This window comes from Dyella nitratireducens, from assembly GCF_014642835.1.
GTDB lineage: Bacteria > Pseudomonadota > Gammaproteobacteria > Xanthomonadales > Rhodanobacteraceae > Dyella_B > Dyella_B nitratireducens.
The window spans coordinates 731,085-756,375 of the sequence record NZ_BMJA01000002.1 but is presented as its reverse complement, the minus strand read 5'-3'; the positions used below and the strand labels follow the sequence as shown (position 1 = coordinate 756,375).

At 61.5% G+C, this 25,291-nt stretch carries 11 protein-coding genes; 2 read left to right on the top strand and 9 right to left on the bottom strand.

Annotated elements, in window-relative coordinates; all coding sequences use genetic code 11:
- Positions 1 to 48: 48 nt before the first annotated feature.
- Complete coding sequence (locus tag IEX75_RS14350; protein WP_188794975.1) at positions 49 to 1,038, bottom strand: LLM class flavin-dependent oxidoreductase; 990 nt, start codon at positions 1,036 to 1,038, stop codon at positions 49 to 51.
- A gap of 646 nt (positions 1,039 to 1,684) precedes the next feature.
- Between IEX75_RS14350 and IEX75_RS14345 the strand changes: the two genes are divergently transcribed.
- Entirely contained in the window at positions 1,685 to 2,581 is an 897-nt protein-coding gene (locus IEX75_RS14345; RefSeq protein WP_229720830.1) for a hypothetical protein, read from the top strand.
- A gap of 95 nt (positions 2,582 to 2,676) precedes the next feature.
- Here the strand turns inward: IEX75_RS14345 and IEX75_RS14340 are convergent, their stop codons facing one another.
- Genes IEX75_RS14340 through wecB form a run of 4 tightly spaced genes read right to left on the bottom strand, consistent with a single transcriptional unit; the run spans position 2,677 to position 9,827 of the window.
- The gene (locus tag IEX75_RS14340) at positions 2,677 to 3,573 is read right to left on the bottom strand and encodes a DUF4434 domain-containing protein (protein WP_188794973.1); all 897 of its coding nucleotides are present in this window, start codon (positions 3,571 to 3,573) and stop codon (positions 2,677 to 2,679) included.
- Positions 3,573 to 6,476, bottom strand: coding sequence for an NfrA family protein (locus tag IEX75_RS14335; protein WP_188794972.1), 2,904 nt, complete (start codon positions 6,474 to 6,476; stop codon positions 3,573 to 3,575). The genes IEX75_RS14340 and IEX75_RS14335 overlap by 1 nt, the downstream gene beginning before the upstream one ends.
- Positions 6,473 to 8,698, bottom strand: coding sequence for a glycosyl transferase family protein (locus IEX75_RS14330; protein ID WP_188794971.1), 2,226 nt, complete (start codon positions 8,696 to 8,698; stop codon positions 6,473 to 6,475). Before IEX75_RS14330 ends, IEX75_RS14335 begins: the two co-directional genes overlap by 4 nt.
- 16 nt (positions 8,699 to 8,714) lie before the next feature.
- Positions 8,715 to 9,827 carry a non-hydrolyzing UDP-N-acetylglucosamine 2-epimerase gene (gene wecB, locus IEX75_RS14325; RefSeq protein ID WP_188794970.1) on the bottom strand — a complete coding sequence of 371 codons (1,113 nt, stop codon included), beginning with the start codon at positions 9,825 to 9,827 and terminating at the stop codon, positions 8,715 to 8,717.
- Between the two features lie 409 nt (positions 9,828 to 10,236).
- Here wecB and IEX75_RS14320 point away from each other — a divergent pair, with 409 nt between their 5' ends.
- Positions 10,237 to 12,021: a DUF2334 domain-containing protein gene (locus IEX75_RS14320; protein WP_229720829.1), complete on the top strand. Its 1,785-nt coding sequence runs from the start codon at positions 10,237 to 10,239 to the stop codon at positions 12,019 to 12,021.
- Positions 12,022 to 12,295: 274 nt separating this feature from the next.
- Here the strand turns inward: IEX75_RS14320 and IEX75_RS14315 are convergent, their stop codons facing one another.
- The 4 genes from IEX75_RS14315 to IEX75_RS14300 all read right to left on the bottom strand — a co-directional run bounded on the left by IEX75_RS14315 (position 12,296) and on the right by IEX75_RS14300 (position 24,777).
- Positions 12,296 to 13,318: a cupin-like domain-containing protein gene (locus tag IEX75_RS14315; RefSeq protein ID WP_188794968.1), complete on the bottom strand. Its 1,023-nt coding sequence runs from the start codon at positions 13,316 to 13,318 to the stop codon at positions 12,296 to 12,298.
- 335 nt (positions 13,319 to 13,653) lie between these two features.
- Positions 13,654 to 15,312 (bottom strand): phosphoglucomutase (alpha-D-glucose-1,6-bisphosphate-dependent), encoded by a 1,659-nt coding sequence (gene pgm / locus IEX75_RS14310; protein ID WP_188794967.1) that lies wholly within the window; start codon positions 15,310 to 15,312, stop codon positions 13,654 to 13,656.
- A 166-nt stretch (positions 15,313 to 15,478) separates the two neighbouring features.
- Positions 15,479 to 16,162 (bottom strand): HAD family hydrolase, encoded by a 684-nt coding sequence (locus tag IEX75_RS14305; protein ID WP_188794966.1) that lies wholly within the window; start codon positions 16,160 to 16,162, stop codon positions 15,479 to 15,481.
- The gene (locus IEX75_RS14300; protein WP_188794965.1) at positions 16,159 to 24,777 is read right to left on the bottom strand and encodes a glycoside hydrolase family 94 protein; all 8,619 of its coding nucleotides are present in this window, start codon (positions 24,775 to 24,777) and stop codon (positions 16,159 to 16,161) included. Before IEX75_RS14300 ends, IEX75_RS14305 begins: the two co-directional genes overlap by 4 nt.
- Positions 24,778 to 25,291: the final 514 nt, after the last annotated feature.

The window sequence follows — 25,291 nt, the reverse complement described above, 5'->3', positions numbered from 1 at the left end:
ACGTTGCCATGCCTGCATAGATCTCGATGTTGGGGTTTGCACCCCAACCTACGGGAGCATCTCGCGCGCCTGCATCGCCCACTCAAACGACCGCTTCCGCGCCGCATGATCAAAAATATTCGCCGTCACCATCAACTCATCCGGCCGATGCCGTGCGATAAACGCCGCCAAGCCGTCCCGCACCATATCCCGATCACCCACGACGGCGCAGGCCAGCGCACGCTCCACCATGGCCTTCTCATGCGGCGCCCAATACGCATCCATATCGTCAATCGGCGGCGGAATCAGTCCAGGTCGCCCACGCCGCAAATTGACGAAGCTTTGCTGCTGCGACGTAAACAAGCGCCGTGCCTCACCATCCGTTTCAGCAACCACTACGTTGACACCAAGCATGGCGTACGGCTTTTCCAGACGCGCAGAAGGCTTGAAATCGCGTCGATAAAGCATCAGTGCCTCATCCATCGCATCCGGAGCGAAGTGCGAGGCGAAGGCGAACGGCAAACCCCGTGCAGCCGCGAGTTGCGCGCTGAACAAGCTTGATCCCAACAGCCACACCGGCACCTCAATCCCAGCGCCAGGTACAGCACGCACAAGCTGGCTCGGTGCAGCAGGTTCGAAGTAGGCGAGCAACTCCTGCACGTCGTTGGGAAAAGTTTCCGCACCTTCGTAGTAGCGGCGCAATGCACGTGCCGTCGCTTGATCGGTACCCGGCGCACGTCCCAATCCCAAATCGATGCGTCCCGGATACAGCGAAGCCAACGTACCGAATTGTTCGGCCACCTGAAGCGGCGCGTGATTGGGCAGCATGATGCCGCCCGCCCCTACCCTGATCGTCGACGTGCCACCAGCCACGTGGCCGATCAACACCGCCGTCGCCGCACTGGCAATACCAGGCATGTTGTGATGCTCGGCCAGCCAATAGCGGGTATAGCCCAGTTGCTCGGCCCAGCGTGCAAGATCCAGGGTATTGGCGAAGGCTTGCGTGGGTGTGTTGCCTTCGATGACGGGGGCGAGGTCGAGTACGGAAAAAGGGATCATGCGTAAGGCCCATGCAAGGAAGCTCCCAACGTGGGGACGGTTGTGCGTAATGCCAGGGCTCCCGCCTCAACCGCGTGGCTGTCTGCTTCTGGAACGGCGAAGTCTTTTCAAGTTGCATCCATGTGAGATCGATCACAAAAAAAGCAGCCACATAGCTCGATCTAACCAATTTTTGATTCCCACGCGGGATCGATCGCTAGACTCCCAACGGCCCGCGTTATCCAGGTGCGTCATTCCCAGGATAGGTACCGCACGGCTTCCCAACCGCCCGGGAAGCACCGTGCGGCGCAGCGAATGGTGGTCGGCATGTCGACCGTTCGCAGTACTCGACGTTTCGCAGGCACTCCAAACGGCTGCTGCCCATCATCTTTCGCGTTTCGGCGCTCAGGGGAAGACGATCAAGCCGTTCTACGGATGATTTCCATGGTGCTCGGATAAGCACGACCAAGTTCGGAGCCGCATCTTTCATTTGCGGCGCCGCCGTCATGTCGTGGCCAAAAGCTTTGCGTTACTGCCACAACATTAAACCAGGCGAAGGAGCGCCACCGTATGTGAACTCGAATCGATGAGAAAACTTGCACCCGTAACGAAAAAACTTCTTGCTCCACTTGCCGCATCCGTCGCTCTTTTTGCAGCATCCGCGCCGTTGGCGTCGAATGCCGACGCACAAGCTGCAGCGACCCTGAAAGCACCGATCTACGGCGTGACCCTGGATGATCTTTCCAACCTCAACGCCATCATCACCTCGCTAAGCAAACTGCCGTATCGTCCCACCGTTCGCGTGGTGTTCGATCCGGGCACCACCGCCGCCGAGTACTACCCCTCACTGGTGAAGCTGCACGCCGTCGCCAACGTGATGGGCGAAATCATGGACTCGTATTACTTCCCGACCAATATCAACACGTACACCGCGCGAACCAAGGAATTGGTCAACGGTTTGAACGGCACGGTCGACGTATGGGAGATCGCCAACGAGATCAACGGCGAATGGCTGCGCCAGAATCCGGATGGCAGCAACAGCGTCGTGAATGCGGAAGAGACGCAGATCGGGCAGATGGTCGCCGCCGCCAGCGCTATCGTGAAAGCCGCGGGCGGCAAGACCGCGGTCACGCTGTATTACAACGATGACAGCAAGGGAAACAATTGCTGGGAAAAGCCCCAGGATTACTGGAAGACCTGGCCCACAACGTTCCTGCCGGCCTCCGTTCTGCAGAGTACCGACTACGCGCTCTTCAGCTACTACCCGTACCAGGATTGCCCAGGATTGTCGCCTTCGTGGAGCTCTGATTTCAGTGCACTCGAAAGCATCTTCCCGAACGCGAAAGTGGGCTTCGGCGAGATCGGCACGTCCAGCACCGGCGCGCCCACGTCGGTACAGACGGGCCTGATCAAGACGTACTACCCGATGGTCAACAGCTTCAAGGATCCGAAGTTCATCGGCGGCTTCTTCTGGTGGTATTACGCCGAAGAGATGGTGCCGTACACCAAGGCATACTGGAGCACGCTCGATCAGACGATCGCACCGTTGAAGGTTCCGCAATAATGCGCAGGTAAGCGCAGCATGCGCGGACGAAGGTTCGCCACGAGCCTTCGTCCGCGATGCCTCCTGCACGAAGCAAGCGTTTCGGGCGCCACGCCCTACCGCTTCATCACCCCCGCCATCTCCGGCAGGTAACGCAACTCAAAGAACACACTGTCGCCACCGCATGGTGCACGTTGCGCCAAGGCCGTGCTTGCGTTGGCATTGGGCAACGCCGTGGCACTGAACGCCTTGTCTTCGCCGATCTGGTGAAAAATCTCGAAGACGATGCCGTGTACGTGTGCCGCCGTGCATTGACCGACTGCATCGAGATACAGCTTGCGCTCGCCCTCGCTGAGATGCCCGGTTCCCGCGCCATCCTGCACCCATGCTCGTACCCCCGTGCGCTGCACGTCGTCGAGCAGTTCCACGTAGCGTTCCGGCGCCATATTGCCGGCGAAAAAGGAGGTGACATACACCGGTCGCGCTGCAATCCGATCGAGCTGGCGGCGTTCGGAAACCAGATATTCCTGCAATGCCTTGCGCGCTGCAGGATCGCGCCAGCGTCTATCGTCGATCTCCAAAGGCAGATACCAGCCGTCAATGGCTTCCACGCCCAAATCATTCACCCACCCATGCGCCAAAGCGTCATTGCGACGCGAGAGCGTGTGCAGATAGCCTCCCAGCGCAGCGGTCGACGCCTCCTGCCGCTGGAAGAAAGCGGGATCGCTGTTCAAGCCAAGCACGATGCTCAACCCCGCGCTGCGCGCCTCGCGCACGCGCCGCAGCAACCAAGCATGGCCTTCGGCATCGCTGAACGCATCGCCGTATTGCGTCCATTGCACCACCAGCGTGTCGAAACCTTGCGCGCGCAATTGCGTGAAGAGCAGCGGCCACTGCGTCTCGGCGACGGCACGATCGCGCAGCTGCGGCTGATAGATGATGGCCGTCGACGCACAGGCCAGGCATGGCGTGAGCAGCCACAGCAGCAGCGTGAAGCGTAGCCATGTGCGCATCACCATTGCGTCCTCACGATCAGGAATACCGCGTTTCTATCACGCAGATAGGTGGTGAAGGCGTGCTGCCCTTCCACCGCGACGCTGAAACGATGCGGATAAGCGTCGTAATGCGTTTCGCCGTACCACACGTTCCACTGCACGCCGAGGCCAGCACGTCCGTCGCGCAGATAGGTCAAGCCTTGCGAGCGGTCGATGCCGGTGTATTGCAGATGGATATATGGCTCGATGGTTTGTCCGCTGGCGATTTTGTCATGCAATCCGAACCGGTAATCGAGGGTGACGACGCTTTCTTTGGCACGCAGGTAGTGCGCGATGTCGACATAGAAATTCTGCGCAGGCCACCCCCACCCGCTCGCGTGCCAGTCGTCGCTAAGTTTCGGACCAAACGACCATGAACCGCTGGCGCGCAACAAGGTGTCGTTGTGCGTATCGCGGCTGTTGTCGGCAGGGGTCTGCTGCTCCACCGACAGCACGATGTTTTGCGAGATCAGCGGTTTCCAATGCACACCGATACCAAGCATCGCTTCGTGCACCGGCCACACCGCGCCGCTGACGCCGCTGCCGGCAAACAGGCGCGCGTAAGCCGTAAGTGTATTGAGGTCCCCTCCGGTGAGCTGTGGGTCGAGATGATATTGAGCCTCCCATTGCGCATAGCTTCGATAGGAAACACCGGGCGCCACGGTATTGGCAGCCGAAGATACGGTGTCGCCCAACGACATGTCGGCGTTGAAGCTCCACGTACGGCCAAGGTTTTCGTGCAGCCGGCGCAGGCTATAGAGCGCGTCCTGGTCTTGCTTGGTATCGCTGCTGGTTCCGTCAGGGTCCACTGCACCGAATTGATCGATCGCCTGCTCATCGTAGAACCGCGCCCGTGCGTAATCGCCCAACCGCTGGTTCACGTACAGCAGTTGGCGGGTCAATGCCGGATTATCCGGATCCGCTTGATGTGCGCGCTCGAATGACACCAGAGCTTTCTGCGGCTCTCCGGCTTGCAGGTAGGCATAGCCGAGCGATGCGGCCAAGCCGCCGTCATCGGGAGCGAGCGCGCTTGCGTGCTGCCATGAAGCCAGCGCCTGTTGCGCGTCACCCGCCTGGGCTTGCAACGCGGCAAGCCGCGCGTAGTAGCGCGGATCAGGCTGCACATCGACGGCGTTTTCCAGATCCGTACTCGCCAGCACCGGATCGTGCGGCTCGTCGGCTTGCGCGCGCAGCCACCAGTAAGTCCCGTCCTGCTTTCCGCCTTGCGCCGCATAGGTATCCAGCCATGCGCTCGCCACGGCCGTTTCGTGGATGGTGAGCGCAGTAGTGGCGGCAGCGATCAGATCAGCCTGCCCCATGTGCGCTGCCGGTACGGAACGCCAGGCCAGCAGAGCCGTTTCATAGTCCTGCGCGCTATAGGCCTGATACGCCAGCGCGCGTGTCGTATCCATGCTGGGTTTGCGCTTGCCGGCTTGCGCATAGGCATATTCGGCCAGGCCAGGACGATCCTTGCCATAGCAGTCGCCCAATTGCCGCCATAGCTCGGCAGGATAGTCCGGCGACAAATCGGCCATCACCTGGTGGATACCGTCGCAATCACGCAACGCACCCAGAATCTGCAACTGTGCAACACGCAGCGTCACACTATCGAGCGGCCGACGCAGGCGTATGCGATCGTCGGCCGAGAACAGCGCCGGTTGCTCGCCGGCCAACACTGCCAGGCGAGCCCATAAAGCCGCCGAATGCGTATTGCCGGTAAACGGATACGCATCGAGCAGCAGTTGCTTCGCCCCATGCAGCGCGCCGGCTTCCATCAGGCGATAGCTGAGCGGATCAAGCAAACGATAACCGTCCGGTTGTGCGATCAGCATCTCTGCCTGCTGTTGCGCTTCGGCATATCGACCTTGCTGCAGATCGAGGCTGAAGCGCTCCTCGTGGAAGCCATCCGCCGGCAGGCGGGACAGCATGCTGCCAGCCACCGTAAGGTCGCCGCGCATCATCGCCAAGGGCAGCGCAGCGCGCGCCTGCCAGGCCGCATTGGCGGGAAAGCGCACCGTGTAATGATCCAATAGCGCGGGCTGGATGCGCCCTGCCATCGCCAGCAGATTGATCCATTGCCGCTCGTCCTTCGCGTTGGCGAAGGTGGGCTGATGCACCGCCATGTACGACGCGAGCAGCTTGCGATCGCCACTGCTTCCCATCGCCTGCGCCATGGACAGCTGCTGCGTTGGCGCATCCAGTCCGCCACGCGATTGCAGCTGTTGCGCAGCATCGAGCTTGCCCAGCTTGAGCAACAGCATGAACCATTGATTGCGCTCGTCACTACTGAGCTTGTCGTGTGCATCCAGTTCGGCCAGCTGCGTGACGGCACGTTGGTCGTCGCCTATATAAATCGCCCGCTGCACCAGGGCATGGCGCAAGCGGCGGCCTTCCGGACTGGCGGCGAAGTCGGGGGCATCAAGCTCGGCCTGTGCGCGAGCGAGATCGCCCGTCTGCAGGTCGCCGAAGCCGCGCTTGGCGCGGCATACGGGCCGGTTGTCGCGGTTGCAGTCCACGGCCGGCGAGGCGGGCGGTGTCATCGCCGCGCGTAGCCGTGAATCGTTCGGTGTGTAGCGCATCTGCTCGTTCAATACCGTTTGCGCTTGCGCGGCATGGCCGAAGTGCCGGTACGCTTCAGCCAGGTCCAAGGCTGTATCCACACTCTGCGGCGCAAGCTCGCGCGCACGCGTGAATTCAGCGATGGCGGTGCGCTCGTCGCCAACGCGCATGGCCGCATAACCCGCTTGCCGGTGCGGATACACCATAAAGTGCTGATAGCGGCTGCCGTCACCGGGCGACGCCTGGCTCTCTGCACACAGCGGCCAGGCAGGCACCATGATGAACAGCGCCAACGCACAACGGCTCGGCAAGGTCTGTTTCATGAGGCACGCTCCAGCCGCTGGAAGCTGGCGCATTCCTGTTCAAGCAGGCTCGTCACGCTGGGCTGCAACGACGCTTGCAAGCGCAGCAGGCGATGCAAGGTTTCCTTGCTGATCACGCCCTGCTCGATCAGGAATTCGCCAAGCCGTTGCTCGCTGCGCGCGTGATTGAGCAGCAAAGCCCGGAACGCAACCTCATCCAAATGGCCTTGCGCAACCAGAATCTCGCCCAGCATCACCTGGCGCGACATGTACCCGTTCCACAACTGAGACACACGTTCGCGCGCGATCAACCCACGGTCGGCGGCCATTTCAAGCAGATGATGAGGATCGCGATCGCCCTTCTCTGCATGCGCGTACCAGCGACGCAGACCAACCGTCACCTGGCCCTTGTACGCGATCACATAACGTACGCGCCGCCCGAGCTGGCGTGCGATGGCGGCGAGCGACACCGGATCGATGTACGACTCGCTCGCAAGCACCAGCGTGCCGCTCTCGACGCGTAGCGGCAGCACGGCGTAATGCAGCGCGACGTGCCGGGGCACGGCCATCAGCAATTCGCGTGGCAGGCTGGCGGGGTCTACCGATTCGCAAGACACGCCGATCTGTTCGGCGATGGGAGCCGCGAGTTGCTCGGCCGTGATGCGGCCTTCGTGAATCATCGAGCTGCCCAGTTGCAGGCCATCGATGCGATGCAGTTGTGCATCGTGCAAGTCCGCCGCGGAGATCACGCCGTTGTCGACCAACACTTCGTCCAGCGATCGCTTGGCGTGGTTCTCCCCGCCGATGCTGGGAAAATCGTGCGTCGTCTTGTCCCATGCCACCCGGCGCGGATCGCCGCAGCGGATGATCTGGCGAATCGCACGCCAGTTCGCCATGAAATTGATCAAGTTGCCCCATAGCAACCGCGGGATCGAAAGCAGCCCCTGTTTCACGCCGTAATAGCCGGATACGAAGATGATCCGCTGCAGCATGCGGTTACCCATCAACGCGACGTTCGCGACAAGCACCCCGTCGAACCAGCCCTGCCCTTCGAAGATCGACACGAAGCGCGGCGCACTTGGCCACACCAGCTGCAGCAGGCCGACGGCGGCAAGCTGCAGCATGATCAGCATGGCGGCAAAACTGACGAAGTTGCTGATGGCACCCTTACGGTCGCGCCACAGGAAATAGTTGAGCACCAGGCTGCGCTTCCAGCCATGGGTGCGATAACCCTGATAGACGATGCCGATAATCCAGCGCGATTTCTGCCGCACCGCCGTCGTCAGGCGGTCCGGGAAATATTCACGCACGCAGACCACGTTGGCCTCGTGCCGGCTCTGGCCTAGCCGGTCGGGCTGCTTGGGATGCCGCTGGTAGCGCAGCACCGGAAAGCGCACGAAGATCTCTTCCATGCCGCGTGCTTTCAAGCGCAAGCCGATATCGTAATCCTCGGTGAGGCTCTGCACATCGAACGCAATGCCGTTGCCTTCCTCGATCAAGGCAAGCACGGCGCGCCGGCTGAAGCAGGTACCTACGCCCGCACTGGGCACTTGGCCCGCCAGCGCTTCGCGTACCGGCACATCCTTGCCATGCAGCTCGGCGAATTCATCGAGGTAATGCAGACTGGTGAAATTGTTCCACTGCCGTTCGAAGGGATATACCGGAATCTGGATCAGGTCCTTGCGATGCACCAGATAATTGAACAGGCGCAGCTCGTGTTCGCACACCACGTCTTCAGAATCGTGCAGGATGAATCCCTCGAAGGTCATGCGCGCACGCTGTTCGAATTGCAAGATCGCATCGAGCACGTTGTTGAGGCAGTCGGCCTTGCTGGTCGGTCCGGGCCGTGCACACACCACCTTGTGCACGTTGGGAAAGCGCACACACACTTCGTCCACGTCGCGTTGCGTATCCGGGTCGTTCGGATACGTGCCTACGAAAATGTGGTAGTTCTCGTAATCCAGGGTGGTGGCCACCAGCTCGGCCATAGGGCCGATCACACCGGTTTCCTGCCATGCCGGCACCATGATCGCCAGCGGTTTTTCCGCCGGGCGGTACAACTGGTGGTACAGCATGTGCTCGCACGTGTTGTAGACGAACAACGACCGCCACAGGCGCCGCGTCCAGTAGACGACGTCGATGAAAAAATCATCCAGGCCGCTGATCAAAATCAGCAAGGCAATGACGATGACCACCGCGCCCAGCGCGTAGAGATAGGTCGAGAATGCGTCGAGCCACCACATGGGGCACCTCGCTGGCTCAGCTCGCTTCGCGCCTGCGCTCGTCGCTGGCAAGTGCTCTCTTGAGCCGACCGACGACGCGCACGCTGGCCGTGCCGTTGCCGAATGGATTGCCCGCATGTGCCATGGCACCGTAGGCAGCCGCATCCGACCATAACGCCTCGATCTGATTGACGATGGATGCCCGCCGCGTGCCGGCAAGCCGCGCGCAACCGGCCTCGATCGCTTCCGGCCGTTCGGTTTCCGTGCGCAGCACCAGCAATGGCACGCCAAAGGTGGGGGCTTCTTCCTGCAAACCGCCCGAATCGGTCAGCACCAGCCAGGCATCGAGCAGCGCCTGCTGCATCTGCAGGTAATCCAGCGGCGGACTCAAGCGCACGTTGGACAAACCGCCAAGGATCGCGTGCACGGGCTTGCTCACGACCGGGTTGAGATGCACAGGAAACAACACCTGCAGCTCGGTATGATGGTTCGCCACATCAGCGATCGCATAGCAGATTTCGCGCAGATCGCTGCCCCAGTTTTCGCGGCGGTGCGCCGTCACCAGCAGATGGCCGCGCCCTTCCATGCGACGCTGCAAACGATGGCGCTGCACCACCCAGTGCTGCGCATCGATCACGGTATTACCGGTGACGCTGATGCGTTCCTCAGAAATGGCTTCTCGACGCAACGCAAGCGCCGCGCGCTCGGTCGGCGCAAAGTGGAAGCTGGCGATGCGGCTGACCATCTGGCGCAATCCCTCTTCGGGAAAGGGCCGGCCCAGATCGTAAGTGCGCAAACCCGCCTCGACGTGCGCAACAGGAATGTGGCGATAGTAGGCGCACAGCGCACCGAGGAAGGTGCTTTCGGTGTCGCCCTGCACCAGCACCAGCGACCACGCACCATCTGCCATCACGTTGTCGAGCAGTTGGCGGCAACAGGTGCTGAATTCGCACAAGCCATCGCCGCCGCGCTCAAGCGCCATGTCGGGAATGATGTCGAAACAGGCGAGCATCTGCTGCGCCATCTCGCCATGTTGCCCGGTGTGCAGCCAGTGCGGTCGCGCCCAACCACTTGCATGCAGGCAGTGATACAACGGCGCCAGCTTGATGATCTCCGGCCGCGTGCCGGAAACGATCAGGATGTCCTGCATACATCCCCCTCACGTGCAGGATGGCGACACCACCCTGCTTCCCGAACATCCTGTCCTCGCCCCCTAATGCCCAGTCGCGAGCAGCGGACCGCGCATGTTCCGAGTGGACGGAATCGGTGAATGCGCTGGCAGTTCGGCGCAAAAAGCTGCGCTGTGCGCCATATTGCCAACTACGAGTTAAGTAAACACATTATTTTCATTATTTTATTGTTATAGGCATATTGACTCGATACAAATAATTTGCTAGTCGACAAATCGAGCGCTTCGACGTAATCTCTTCCACGGCGAGGCGTTCCTTACACGGGACAGGGGCCTGGGCTTTCGGGATTGAATCGCATTCACAGCCATGCGCGCAGGGCGGCATAGCGGCTGTTGCGCGTTGTCTTCGTCTTTGCGCGAGGGAAATCCCATGCTCAGACCATCACTCTGCGGGCCATCTCGTTTTCAATCTTTCCTCCTCGGCGTTGCAGTGGCGCTACTCGCGGCATCCGGCCCGATGTCCGTTGCGCATGCAGCCCAAGGCAGCATGATGCCGAGCCTTGATCGCGCGGCCTTGCCTGCGCCACCGCCGCCACCTCACGCAGCACTGCCGAAAGTGCAGATATCGGCCAAGCAGGTGTCGAACATATCGAGCACCATCACGCACACGATCAAGGCCGCGGTGACGGCCGCTGCGAATGCTTACGCTGCCGCGCCGGGTGCAAATCCAAACCAGAACACGCTCGTGCTGTATGACATCACCGGGCAATGGGGTTGGCTGGGCGAAGCCTATGGCGTCATGGCCGGCAACCTTGTCACGCACGGCAGCAAATACACGTTGCAGCCCGCCGTGAACTACGTTGCGGGCGAACTCAATAGCTACACGGGATTGATCTACATCGGCTCGACCTATGGCGAGCCCTTGCCCACCGCGCTGTTGGACGACGTACTGGCGACCACCAAGCCGGTGTTGTGGATGAACGACAACATCTGGCAGCTGTCTGCGCGCGCTACGAATTTCGCCGGGCAATACGGCTTCACACCGATGTACTTCGACTTCTCCAACACCTTGACGGTGACCTACAAGAACATCGCGCTGCAACGCAATGCGCTGGCCGTGCCTTCCGGCCTGCTGCAGACAACCATCAACGATTCCACCAAGGCGCAGGTATTGGCTGTCGCCACCAACGACACTGGCGGCACCGTCAACTGGGCGACCAAGGGTGCCAATCTCACCTATATCGGCGAGATTCCTTTCAGCTATACCGGCCCGAACGATCGTTACCTGGCGGCCATCGACCTGATCGGCAAGGTATCCAACCCGAACATGCTGTCACGCAAACGTGCGCTGGTGCGCATTGAGGACGTGGATGCGGAAGACAGCCCTGCCCAGTTGCGTGCGATCGCCGACTACCTGTACAGCAAGAACGTGCCTTTCAGCGTCGCGTTGATTCCGTATTACGTGGATCCGAACGGCTACTACAACAATGGCGTGCCGGTATCGATCCATCTGTATCAGGCCACGGCCCTGGTCAGTGCACTGAAATACATGGAAGCCAGGGGCGGCGTCATGATGATGCATGGTTACACGCATCAATATTCCAATATCGACAATCCCTACACCGGTGTCAGTGGTGACGATTTCGAGTTCTATACGGCACATATCGACTCGTCCAACTACGTGATTTTTGACGCCCCCGTGCCGGTCGATTCCGCATCATGGACGCAGGCACGCGTCACCGCCGGCTTCCAGGAATTCGCCAAGGCGGGTTTGATCCTGCCCACGGTCTTCGTACCGCCGCACTATGCCGCCTCGGCGGTCGACTACCAGGTATTCCAATCCAACTTCCATGCGATGTCTCAACGCGACTTGTATGCCATCGGCTGGTGCCCGAATGGCGCTTGCGGAACAGGGACACCGGATTACACCCGCATCTACGGCCAGTTTTATCCGTACCTGGTACGCAACGTGTTCGGTTCCGTGGTGATGCCCGAACAATTGGGCGACGTCGAACTGGTGGAATACAACAACAATCCGCCACGTTTTCCGGCCGACATCCTGTATAGCGCCAACTGCAACACGGTGATCCAGGATGCCGTGCAAAGCTTCTTTATCGATCCGACCCTGGACATCAGCTACCTCAAGCAGATCGTGCAAGGCCTGCAGGCGATGGGATACACCTTCGTGTCCGTGAGTGTCATTACGAAGGGCTGACAGTTCATCGCCGGCGGCCACCCTGCAAACCTCCGGCATGAAGAGCCCCTTTCCTTCGGGAAAGGGGCTCCCTCGTGCGCTGCAAACCTGGCGCTCGCGTGAGTTCCACTTCAAAGCGAATCGTCATTCCGGCGAAAGCCGGAATCCAGTACAAATGAGTCGTGCGAAGCACTCAACATAAAACATGTTGTGTCCTTCGGACGCATATTTAAACTGGATTCCGGCCTTCGCCGGAATGACGGTGAGGCCAGGTCACGTTACTCGCAAGCCCAAACTAAAAGACTTGCTGCTGCGGATACTCCGCCGTGAAATCGTTATCCCACAGGAAGTTGGTAAACGACACTGTCACCGACATATCCAGCCCTTCCACGAAGTGCCAGCAACCGACCGGCAAGAACAGCACTTCGCCAGGATTCAAGGTGCACGACAGCACCTGCACGCCGGCCATGCGCGGATAGCGCTGCAGGTCGATCTGTCGGCCATCCACATGGGTAAAGCAGTGTTCGTGGTTGTAGACGTGAGCGATCTCGCACGCCGGCATCAGCAGGATGCGCTTGCGGCCCATCACTTGCGCCATGAAGTTGTTGGTGAGGTCGTGATGGAACGGCGTGATGGTGCCGGGTGGACCGAACCACAGAAACCCTTGTGTTGAATCATTGCCGTTCAAGTACTCGGGAATCTGCACGATGTCCTGCCACAACACGTCGAGCGCCTTGCGATTCTTGCCCTCGTTGTAAGCCGTCATGTAGAAATCATTGCTGCGCTCGGCGTTGCGCACCATCTCGACGTAATCGCCGAACAGCATCGTCTTGCGATGCGCCGTTTTGCGCAATTCGTATTGCGTATCCGAATCGCGGCCGAACTGGATCTCTACCTCGCGATCGCCGCAGCGCTCCTTGAAATAATCCAGGCTCCACCTGGTCATCGCGGGCCAGTCGTCCATCATGCCGGTGATGATGACCGGGCGGCCGGCCGTGTAGTACGCGTCGAGAAATTCCTCGCGCGACAGTTTGTGTCGGCGCGGCACCTCCGTGTCGCGCAGGCGATTCATGTGACGCTGCGCTTCCAGCACCCAATCGTGTTTCGCCAGGCGGTTGCGCAAGCGCTGCGCACCCACGATGTAAGGGCTGGTCATCGCCTGCTGAATTTCCTGCACGGCTTCTTCATGCGCAATGCCCGCTTGCAGCATCTGTTCGTAGATAGCCTGCGGCGGGCCATCCAGCAGCAGGTTTTCGGCAATCCATCGGCGCCACTCATTGTCGACGTGGACCACCGGCCTCAACTCGACGTTCGCCATGACATCCCCTCACGCGTTACGTGGCAGCAGCCATTGGAAAGCGAGCCTAGCGCAGGCCCGCCTGCAGCAACTGCGATTTTGTCGGCGAAATGACAACGATGTCCAGCCCCGCACGCCCCTTTGATGCCGGTCGAACCCATATGTGAAAAAGCGTTGACGTCCGCCCAGCCAGGAGCATCCCATGCCCGAGGAATGCGGACACGAGTACGGGGGCTAAAGGTTAGCGTTCAAGTCAACTCTCGCCTCACCGTCATTCCGGCGAAGGCCGGAATCCATGCTTCGTACTGGCGATGGATTCCGGCCTTCGCCGGAATGACGGTGAGGCAATTGGGGGGTTAATCCATATCACCCGCCAGCGCCGCATCCACGATGCCCTGCGCTTCGCTCAATATCGCCTTGAGATGTTCCTCACTGCGGAAGCTCTCGCCATAGATCTTGTAAATCTCCTCGGTACCCGACGGGCGTGCCGCAAACCAGCCGCTTTCCGACATCACCTTGATGCCGCCGATCGGGGCGTTGTTGCCGGGCGCGCGGTCGAGCACCTCGGTGATCTTCTCGCCGGCCAACTCCTTGCTCTGCAATTGCCCTGGCGAGAGTTTGGCCAGCCTGGCCTTCTGCTGTGCGTTGGCGGCGGCGTCGACGCGGCTGGAATACGGCTTGCCCAGGGCTTCGGTCAGATCGGCATACAGCTCGCCCGGGTCCTTGCCCAGGCGCGCCGTCATTTCCGCGGCAAGCAGCGAGGGGACAATGCCATCTTTGTCCGTGGTCCACACCTTGCCGTCGTGGCGCAGCATGGAAGCGCCTGCGCTTTCCTCGCAGCCGAAACCGAGCACGCCGTTGAACAAGCCATCGGCGAACCATTTGAAGCCCACCGGTACTTCATACAAACGACGGCCAAGACGCTTCGTCACGCGGTCGATCAGCGAACTGCTCACCACGGTCTTGCCGACACTGGCCTTGTCGGTCCACTGCGGGCGATGGCGGAACAGGTAATCCACCATCACCGACAGGTAATGGTTCGACGGCATCAGGCCGGCGCTGCGCGATACGACGCCGTGGCGGTCATGATCGGTATCGCAGGCAAAGGCCACGTCGTAGCGATCTTTCAAACCAATCAGGCGTTGCATCGCATATTGCGACGAGGGATCCATGCGGATCTTGCCGTCCCAGTCCACCGTCATGAAACGAAAGGTGGGATCGACCGTGTCGCTCACGACGTTCAGGTCGATACCGTAACGCTGTGCAATCGGCTGCCAGTAATGCACACCCGCACCGCCGAGCGGATCGACGGCCATGCGTACGCCGGCACTGCGGATCACCTCGAAATCGATGATGTTTTTCAGATCGTCGACGTAACGGCCGAGAAAGTCGTATTCCTGCACCAGGCTGGAACGCCGCGCCTGCGGAAAGCTGATGCGTTTGACGCCATCCAGGCGGCTTTCGAGCAGGGCGTTGGCACGCTGCTGGATCCAGCTGGTGACGTCGGTTTCGGCTGGACCGCCATTGGGCGGGTTGTACTTGAAGCCGCCGTCAGCAGGCGGGTTGTGCGAAGGCGTAACGACGATGCCGTCAGCCAAACCATCATGACGATTGCGGTTGTACGTGAGGATGGCGTGCGACACCGCGGGCGTGGGCGTGAATTCACCGCCGGCGGAAATCGCCACGGCCACTTCGTTGGCGACCAGCACTTCGACAGCACTTTCGAGCGCCGGCTGGGATAGCGCGTGCGTATCGATGCCGATGTACAGCGGACCGGTGATGTTCTTCTGGCGGCGGTAATCGCAGATGGCCTGGGTGATGGCCAGCACGTGCCATTCATTGAAGCTGCGGTCGAACGAGGAGCCGCGATGGCCGGAGGTGCCGAAGCTCACGCGCTGGGTCGTTTCGGAAGGGTCGGGGCGCAGCGCCTTATAGGCATCCAGCAGCTTGGGCACGTCTACCAGCATGGATTCCGGAGCGGGTTTTCCGGCAAGCGCGTCGACTTTGGGGTTCACGTGTAAGGGTTCCTCGCAAGGTATGCGTAGGTTGGGGTGCAAACCCCAACATGGTCGTGTCAACCAAGATGGCGTCGTTGGGGTTTGCACCCCAACCTACAGCGGCAAATTATCGGCGACGGAGCATCAACCCAGCGTCTGCGCCGCGTTAGCGATCGCAGTCGGTTCAGGCCGCCGTGGCCCCTACCAGGTCTGCGGCCAGCGCCGGCAGCTCGCTGATTGCATGGATGATGTAATCCGGCCCGGGCTGCAGTTCGGCCAGGTTCGCCACGGAGGCGTAATGGCCCTGGCGCACGAACACGGTAGTGAGACGGTCGCCGAGCTTGCGCTTCATCTTGGTCAGCAGGTTGGGCTTGTCGTCCACCATCACGTAATGAGAGGCGGGATAACGCGCCAGCATTTCATCCAGCGCCAACTCCTTGTGCACGAAGATCAGCACCTCGCCGCGCACCACGCCGCGGATACCGGCGCGCTCAAGCTTGTGCGGCTGGAACACGACGTCGCCGTCGGAAAGGATCACGGTGCGGCCGAGCTTGTTGAGTTGATCGATGGTTTCCAGCGCAGCGGGATACAACCGCTGCTCGAACGGGTAATCGAGCAGCCAGTACGACAAGGTGAAAATGCTGGGGCGGGTGTCGTTTTCCAGGCGGAAATGCTGCAGTGCCCCCAGGTAATCGACGTAGCCCAGCGAATCCCGGAGCTGCTCGTAGATCGCCCAGTAGCGATCGCATTCCTCCAGGCCGAATTCACGCGTGAGATGGGCGCGCAGGTCGGCGCCGAAGCGGTCGTTGTCGAGCAAGGTGTTGTCGACGTCCAGCAAAAATACGTGCGAAGCGTTGGCTTGATTCACAAATAGATATCCACGTGATGCTCGCCGCCATCGTCGATCAGCGGCAGGCGGTCCCCCTCGACCGGTTTACCATTGAACAGGATGCGGCGCGGTTCCGCCCTGCCCTGCGCCGCGTGCACCAGGATCTGGTAGTCGGTCTCGCGGTGCCGGTAGCTCAGGCGGTACTCCGGCCAGTCTGGCGGAAGCACGGGGTCGATGTACAGGCTTTCGCCCTCCACGCGCAGGCCCAGCAGGGATTCCACGATCAGGCGGTACATCCAGCCGGCGGACCCGGTGTACCAGGTCCAGCCGCCGCGCCCGTCGTGCACGCCGCCGTAATACACGTCGGCGGCCACCACATAGGGCTCCACCTTGTACACGTCGATGCGCTCGCCGCTGCCGTGGCTGATCGGGCTGATCATGTGCAGCAGCTCCCAGGCGCGGCGCGCATCGCCCATGGCTGCAAAGGCCATGGTGGCCCAAACGGCCGCATGCGTGTACTGCCCGCCGTTTTCGCGCACGCCGGGCACGTAGCCCTTGATGTAGCCGGGGTCCAGCGACGAACGGTCGAACGGCGGATCGAGCAGTTGGATGATGCCGTCCTCGCGTTTCACCAGGTGCTTGTCCAGCGATTCCAGCGCCTGCTCGCGGCGTTCCGGCGGCGCCGCGCCGGACAGCACCGACCAGCTCTGCGCAATCGAATCGATGCGGCACTCTTCGTTCTGCCTGGAACCCAGCGGCGTGCCGTCATCGAAATATGCACGGCGGTACCACTCGCCATCCCAGGCATGTTCATTCAGTGCGGTGGCGAGCTTGCGCGCTTCCTGTTCGCAGCGCAGCGCGAAGGTTTCGTCAGCGTGACGCCGCGCGGTTTCGGCGAAGGTCGTCAGCACCTGGTACAAGAAAAAACCCAGCCACACGCTTTCGCCGATGCCTTTCTCGCCGACCTTGTTCATGCCGTCGTTCCAGTCGCCGGTGCCGATCAATGGCAAGCCGTGCGGGCCGCATGCCTTGATGCCGCGCTCGATCGCCTGCACGCAGTGCTCGTACAACGTGGCGCTCTGCTGCGAACGCATCGGCAGGTCGTAATAGGATTCCTCATCGGGCCGCACCGCCCTGCCTTCGATAAAGCCGATCCGCTCATCCATCACGCCGGTGTCGTGCGTGGTGTGCACATAGCGGCTGAGTGCGAGCGGCAGCCACAGGTAATCATCCGAACAATGTGTGCGCACACCGCGGTCGGAAGGCGGATGCCACCAGTGCTGCACGTCGCCTTCCACGAACTGATGCGCCGCGCACAGCAACAGGTGCTGCCGCGCGTTGTAGCCGCTGGCATACACCATCGCCATGGAATCCTGCAACTGGTCGCGGAAGCCGAATGCGCCGCCGGACTGGTAGTAGCCGCTGCGCCCCCAGAAGCGCGCAGCAATCACCTGGTACATGAGCCAACCGTTGGCGAGCGCATTCACGGCCATATCCGGTGTTTTCACCTGCACGCGCCCCAAGGTCCAGCGCCAATGCATGCGCACTTCTTCCAGTGCCGCCATGGCCACGTTGGAGCGCCGATAGCGATGCGCCAGATCGCTCGCACCTTTGGCATCGCGCGCAGCGCCCAGCCGGAAGATCACTTCGCGCATGTCATCCTTGCCCAGCTCGAACGGCACCTGGATCGCCGCGCAAGGATCAAGGCCCGCACCGATGCGTCCGGACAAACCGGTGCGGCTCATCGCGCCCGGTGTGCGTGGATGGCCGTTGCGGCCAATGAATTCCATGCGATCGCAGGTCACGCTGCGCGTGGTGGCATCGGTGTCGAAGAACGCCACCCGGCCGGGAAATTCGGTGTTGTACGCGTTGCGCGCAAGCAAGGCGCCGGTGACGGGATCGGATTCGGAGACGATATGCATGGCGTATTTGTTGCGCATATCGCCCAGCACCCATTCCACGTAACCGGTGGCGGACAGGCGCCGCGCACGCCCCGAACGGTTGCGCACACGCAGCACCCAGAACTTCACCGGCGCATGCAAGGCCACGTACATCCACAGCTCGGTATGGATGCCTTCTTCGACGTGCTCGAACACCGAATAGCCGAAACCATGCCGCGTCACGTAGCTGCCCTTGCCGCGATGCGGCAGCGGCGTGGGCGACCAGTAGCGGCCGGTTTCCTCATCGCGCACGTACATCGCCTCGCCGCAGCTGTCGCTGACCGGGTCGTTGTGCCAGGGCGTGAGGCGGAATTCGTGCGAATTCTCGGCCCAGGTGTAAGCACTGCCGGCTTCGGAGACCACGCAGCCGAAATCCGGATTGGCCAGCACGTTGGCCCACGGCGCAGGCGTGTGCCGGCCGGGGCCCTGGATGATCACGTACTCGCTGAGATCGGGCGAGAAGCCGCCATAGCGGTTGCCCAACTGCAACGTGTCAAACAGCGCTTGCGTGTTGTCTTCGATCGCCGTGGTCTCGGTGCCGCCCTGTCGGCTGATCACCAAGGCCGGCAGTTGCGGTTCCACGCGCCGTCGCTCGATCTGCTCGGCCAATGTACCGCGACTGTCGTAGAGCACGATGCGCGCCACCGATTGCACCAGCACACGGTCTTCCAACGACAGTTGTTGCGAAGGACGCAGGAAGATACCGCCGGGACGATCGATCAGGCTCGCCTCCGTACTCGAAGCGATCAGGCCCAGGATCAGGTCCTGCAATTCCTGGCGATAGCCCGCTTGATCCTCGTTCCAGATCACCAGATCCACCGTCATGCCTTTCATGCGCCAATATGCGTGCGCTTGCACCACCTGACGCACCAACTCGATGTTGGCGATATCGCCGATACGCAGCAGCACGATCGGCAGATCACCCGAAATCGCTTGCCCCCACAAACCCGATTGCCCGCGCCGGTTGGCCTGCAACACGCTCGCTTCGGCGCGCAGCAAAGTATTGGCATAAAGAATGGAAGCGGCCATGCGCTCATAGAGTCGCGCATCGGCATGCGTCGCGTTGAGCTGCTGTAGCGACACCTGACTGTGTGTCCAGGCGAGATCGAACACGCGGTCGGCCAGGTGACGGTCGCGGTATTTGTCGGCTAGATGCAAACAGGCGTCGCGGTTTTCGGCAACGCCCGTGACGACATCGATGGTCGCCGAAGCTTCCGGCGGCAAGGTGATACGCACACGAATCGACACGATCGGATCGAGTACTGAGCCCACCGTGTTGGAAAGCTGCGCATGCGATGCCAGCTTGCTCAGCGCCGAGGGTTTCACGATGCTGCGGCTGCGACCGACGAATGTCGCGCGATCCGTCTCGTATGAGATCTCGTCGATCATCGCATCGTGCACGGCCATCACATGGCACATCCACGGTACGCGTTCGTCGTTCGCACGCGGGCGGCGCGTGCCGATCAAGGCCTGCGTTGCGGCGACCCATTCGGTCTGCACGAAGAGATTGCTAAAGGCCGGATGCGAGGCATCGGCCATGGCTGGTGCGATCACCAGTTCGGCAAACGTGGTGATCTCGATGGTGCGCGGACGCCGGCCGCGGTTGGTCAGGCGCACACGACGCAGCTCGATATCGTCTTCGGGCGATACGACGATCTCGGTATGCGCATCGTAGTGGTGCTTGCGCACACGGAATTCCGCGCGTGCATCGGAGAAAATGGCTTCGTAGTGATCGGATTTCGCCAGCGTGGGCTGGTAGGTAGTGGACCAGAACTCGCCGGTTTCCACGTCGCGCAGATAACAGAATTGCCCCCAGTTGTCGCGGGTGATGTCCTCGTGCCAACGATGCACGGCAAGATCACGGCAACGGCTGTAGCCACCGCCCGCACTGCTGACCATCACGTGATAGCGGCCGTTCGACAACAACTGCACCGCAGGCCGCGGCATGTTCGGATCGGTGAACACGCGCAGCGGATTGTCGGCGGTGGCCATGCCGGTCTGCCAGGTCTCGAAACCGACGCTCTGCAGGTATTCGGTGGCGTTCTTCGGCACACGCTCCTGCAATAGCAGCGAGACGGCGCGGAATTGCGGATCGTTGTCGAAGCGCTTCTGCATCGGCTGATCCAGCAGCAGATAGGCCAGCGACAGCAGGCTCATGCCCTGGTGGTGCGCCATGAACGACGATATGGTCACCGCCGTCTGCCCATGCGGCACACGTGCCGGCGTGTAATCGACCGCTTCGTAGAAACCGAAACGCCCTCGCCTGCCGTCAGCTGCCAGCCGCTCGAGGTTTGCATACGCGTCAGCCGGCGCCACCATCAAGGCCATCACGCTTGCATAAGGTGCGATCACCACGTCTTCGCCCAAGCCGCGCTTCAGGCCCAAGCCCGGCACGCCGAACGCGCGGTATTGGTAATTCAGATGCACGTCGACCGTGTTGTAACCCGATTCCGAAACACCCCACGGCACGCCGGCTTGCTGGCCGTAGTCGATCTGGCGCCGCACGGCGGCACGGCAGGTCTGGTCCAGCAGCGTGCCTTCGTAGGTGGGCATCACCAGCATCGGCATCAGGTATTCGAACATCGAGCCCGACCATGACAACAACACCGGCTTGCCGCCCGCGGTGGTAAGCAGGCGGCCCAGCGCAAACCAGTTGTCTTGCGGCAACTGCCCTTGCGCAATCGCAAGGTAACTGGCGAGACGCGCTTCGGAGGCAAGCAGGTCGTAACAGCTGGCATCCAGACGGCGCTCGTCGACGTTGTAGCCGATGGACAACAGCTTCTTGCGCGGATCGAACAGGAAACGGAAATCCATCGTCGCCAGCTCCGAGATGCTCGACGACAGACGCAAGATTTCATCACGGCGCGCCTTCGGGCTGGACGACTCGCTATCGCCGCCGGTGCCGGCGGCAAGCAGCAGCTGGCGCAAACTTGGAATACCTTCCTGCTCCGACAAGTGGGTGGCCCATGCGGAGACCAGCTCCACCTCGTGGCGAATATCGGCGAGCTGCTCGCGCAAGCGCTCATGCCAGAAATGGGTCTCGTCGTTGCCATCGCGGGGAACGGCGGTACCGAGGCTGTCGATACGCATCTGCAGGTCCACCAGATGGATCAACACGCGATCCAGCGATGCGGGCGGCTCCTGCACATGGTCGCGCAGCAACTGGCGCAAGCTGGCGATGGCGGCGTTGGCGTTGCCATCCGGCATGGCATCGCGCATCAGCGTGAGCGTATCGCGCAGGCCCTCCAGCGAGCGCGGATGGAACACCGGTTCGTCGAGCAAGGCCAGCAAGCCGGGCCGCAGCACCAGCAGATGCGCGGCAAGATTGCCGCTATCCACGGAAGATACGTAATTCGGCGCAAGCGGTTGCAGCGTGACGGTGTCGTACCAGTTGTACAAATGCCCACGATAGCGCGACATGCCCTGCAAGGTCTGCACGGTCTTGGCGACACGGTCGAGCAGCCGCCCGGCGGTGATGTAACCGAAATCGTAGGCGGTAAGGCAGGACAGCAGCGACAATCCGATATTGGTCGGCGACGTGCGATGTGCCACCACCAAGGCTGGCACTTCCTGCACGTTGTCGGGCGGCAGCCAGTTATCTTCCGGGCCGACATAGGTTTCGAAGAAAGCCCAGATGCGGCGCGAGAGCGAGCGCATAAAGCGTGTCTGCCGACGCGAAGGCACGAAGGCCACTTCCTTGCGCCGTTCGCTCGACCGGCGCACCACCACCGGGCCGAGGAACCACAGCAGCAATACCGGCACGGCTGGCGCGAGCGCCAGCGGCTGACGCGACCACACCGCTGCAGCCGTCAACACAGCCAGCGCAGGATTGACCCACATCAAGCGATACGTGCGCGCGGCGGTGTGCGGTCCTTCCTGCGCCACGTCGCGCGAGGTGCGCCATTGCAACAGGTTTCGTCCGCTCACCGCCATGCGCCATAGCGTGCGTACGATCGCATCGAGGCTGTAATACGCCTCGTGCGGCAAGGTGGTCAGGTTGAACAGCGCGCGTGCGATGTGCTGGCCGGCCGGCGTCAGGGCGGACTTCAGATGCGAGGTGAGCGTGATGTCTTCCTGCTTTTGCACGATCGCCAGCAGCGAGGACAACAACGGCAAGGTAAACAGCAAAGCCAGTATCGCCACCGTCCAGATGATCGGTTGCGTGAAACCGAGCCAGGCAATCAGCAGCAAGGCCACGAACGAAGGCGGCACCAGGCTGCGCCGCAGATTGTCGAAGATCTTCCAGCGCGACAGGCCATCCAGCGTGTTCTTCACCCACTCGCGCTGTGCGTCGGGCACGCGCGACAACATCCACGGCAGCAACTGCCAGTCGCCGCGAATCCAGCGGTGGCGGCGCTGGTAATCGCCGACGTAGCTGGATGGGTATTCCTCATACAGCGGCACATCGCTGAGCAGGCCGGAGCGGGCATAGCAGCCTTCGATCAGGTCATGGCTGAGAATGGTGTTGTCGGGGAAGCGGTCATCCAGCGATTGCGCGATGGCTTCCACATCGTAGATGCCCTTGCCGATGAAGGAGCCTTCACCGAAAAAATCCTGATAGACATCCGACACCATGCGTGTATACGGATCGATACCCACTTCGCTGCCGAACAGCATGGCGTAGCGCGAGCGGCCGCTGCTGGGCAAGCTGATGCCCAAGCGCGGTTGCAAAATGCCGTGGCCGCGCAGCATGCGGCCTGTCGATGCATCGTACGCCGGGCGGTTGAGCGGATGCGCCATCACACTGGCCAACGCCTGCGCGGTGTCGCGCGGCAGCTGGGTGTCCGCATCCAGCGTGATCACGTAACGGATGCTGCGCAGCGACTCCATCGGCCCCACGGTGAGCATGAACGCTGCCGTGTTGCCCGTGCGGAGAAGGTTGTTGAGATCGGTGAGCTTGCCGCGCTTGCGCTCGTAGCCCATCCATAGCTTGTCCGCGGCATTGAAGCGGCGAGGACGATGCAACAGGAAAAAGCGATCACCGGAACCTGGAGCGTACTTCGCGTTCAAGGCTTCCAGATGTTGCCGCGCAAGACGCAGGATGGGCTGGTCGTTTTCCAGCCATTCCTCGTCCGCATCCTTGAAGTCACTGAGCAGGGCAAAGTGCACGTTCTGGTCGCGGTTGGCCAGAAAGTGCACTTCCAGCGCTTCGATCATGTCTTCCACATCTTGTGCGCTGCCCAGCAAGGCCGGCACCGCCACCAGCGTGCGTGAGGCAGGTGGCACACCGCGTGCGTAATCCATGCGCGGAAGCATGCTGGGCGAGGTCGTCACGGTGACAATCCAGTTCACCAGCCCCAGCGCGAACTGGCTGGTGGCCAGCAAAGCCGGGATGGCAATCAGCACCAGCGCCCAATCCGGAAATCCGCTGATGCTGGCGGCTCGCACCATCGGTACGGCGAATGCCAGCGTGAGCAAGGTCGTCATGCCCAGGTACAACACCAGCGCGTGACGTTGCAGCGCGCGCCGCAGGTTGGCCCACGCGTGATAGCGGTAGCCGGCCTTCTGTTCTAACGCGGGCAGCCCCTCGTCGATCAAGTAATAGCCTACGTGTGCGCCGATGCCGGCGACCGTGTGCTCCGTCGCGTGGGCCGTGGCGAGTTCGACCGCCTGCTGCGCAATCTCGCCTTCGGCAAAGTTGCTCGAACGCGCCAACCGCTCGATCACGTGGCGGTATTGGTCGCGCGTGGCGAAATCCATGTGCGGATGCACCCCAGCCGGATCTTTCTGCAACGCCTGCTCGACGATGCTCAAGCGCTCGACGAACGCATGCCAATCGATCGCTGACAGATGACGCAGCGTGCCAATGCTGTTGCCGACGGAAACCTGGTTGGCGGCCTGCTCCTGCGCTTCGAGCTGCAATTCATGTTCAATGCCGGAACCGGTTTCAGCCAGGCGCTGCTCCACCCAGGTCAGCGGCATCGCCAGTACGGGACTCTGCCCCTGCAGACGGCGCGCAAGTTCCGCCACAAAAGCGCTGGTCATCGGCGGATCGGAGCGCGCCATGTCGGCCACGCCGATCACCACGCTCTTTGGATCGCGCTCGGCGATCTCCACCAGCAGATCGGCCCATTTGCCGGCCTGGTCGCGGTAACGCCAATCCGACAGCACACGCACCGCCGCGCGGCGCAGGTTTTCGATCAGCGCCAGGCGCAGCATGATGGGAATGGCCCACAGCTCACCCAGCTTCAGCGGCTGCACGCTCTGATAGGCGGTGATAAAACGGCCCAGGCTTTCATCATCCACCCGGCCATCGCCATGCGAGATGGTTTCCAGCGCCAGCACGTATACGCGCGGCAAGCCACTGCCCTCGCCTTCCTGCACCAGGCACGGCAACTCGCGGTTGTAGCGCCGCGGCAAGTGCTTACGCGCGATGCGGATCTGGTCTTCGATCAGGTAGTAGTTGTCCAGCAACCATTCCGCCGCCGGCGACATGCGCCGGCTGCTCTTGGCCGCCGCCGTCAACGCTTCACACGCCTGCACCAGTAGCGTTGCGTTTTCATCCAGGCGTTTGAGCAGCCGATCCGAGGACGAGCGCGGGCTCAGCTTGTGCTGCTTGGCCAGCCCGATGCCGTGCTGCTCCATCTGCTCGGCGCTGAACAACTCCGCCCGCAGCGCCGGCTCCATCGATTGCTCGGCCGCCGCCAAGGATTCGGCCGCCGAATGGGCATGTAATGCAGCCTGCAACAGAACGGATTGGCTGGTCTTGAACATCGCTCCCGGCCCGGCTCGGTAACGAACTTCCGCTGGGGCAGATCCGATGCCCCGGCGTTTTTCGCACGCCCGCGGGCATGCGTCACGGTGCGCTGAAATTAAAAAGTAGCTGCCGGAACGTGAAATTGAGGTACGTAAGCGCGAAGGTGGACGTTATGAGGCGGGCCTCCCCCTTTAGTTTCGGTACGTTGTAGTTAAAGCGCTCCACCGATGGCGCCATAAACAGCAACGGGAACCTTGGAAAGGCAGGCTACCAGCGCGGATCGCCTAGGCTCTCCGGATGGCCCGAGCGACATATGTGAAATAACAAGCCAGGCCCCCCGCCAGTACATCGAAAACTTACCGGTGCCGCCGTTGCCAAAGGACGCGCGTACCAAATAAAGCCTCCTCGGCGAGCTGCACTGAAATCCCGGGTGACCGTAATAGGAAGCCTCGTTGCTTCTCAGCGAGACATTAAGCATCCGTCTTCAGAGATTCCTCAGCCGCTTCAAACTTTGAAACCGGAACTTCAAAG

Bases quoted from the DNA above. Each gene is read 5' to 3' on its own strand.
- IEX75_RS14335 (WP_188794972.1), bottom strand. From the start codon at position 6,476: ATGAAACAGACCTTGCCGAGCCGTTGTGCGTTGGCGCTGTTCATCATG.
- IEX75_RS14330 (WP_188794971.1), bottom strand. From the start codon at position 8,698: ATGTGGTGGCTCGACGCATTCTCGACCTATCTCTACGCGCTGGGCGCG.
- wecB (WP_188794970.1), bottom strand. From the start codon at position 9,827: ATGCAGGACATCCTGATCGTTTCCGGCACGCGGCCGGAGATCATCAAG.
- IEX75_RS14350 (WP_188794975.1), bottom strand. From the start codon at position 1,038: ATGATCCCTTTTTCCGTACTCGACCTCGCCCCCGTCATCGAAGGCAAC.
- IEX75_RS14300 (WP_188794965.1), bottom strand. From the start codon at position 24,777: ATGTTCAAGACCAGCCAATCCGTTCTGTTGCAGGCTGCATTACATGCC.
- IEX75_RS14315 (WP_188794968.1), bottom strand. From the start codon at position 13,318: ATGGCGAACGTCGAGTTGAGGCCGGTGGTCCACGTCGACAATGAGTGG.
- IEX75_RS14320 (WP_229720829.1), top strand. From the start codon at position 10,237: ATGCTCAGACCATCACTCTGCGGGCCATCTCGTTTTCAATCTTTCCTC.
- IEX75_RS14340 (WP_188794973.1), bottom strand. From the start codon at position 3,573: ATGCGCACATGGCTACGCTTCACGCTGCTGCTGTGGCTGCTCACGCCA.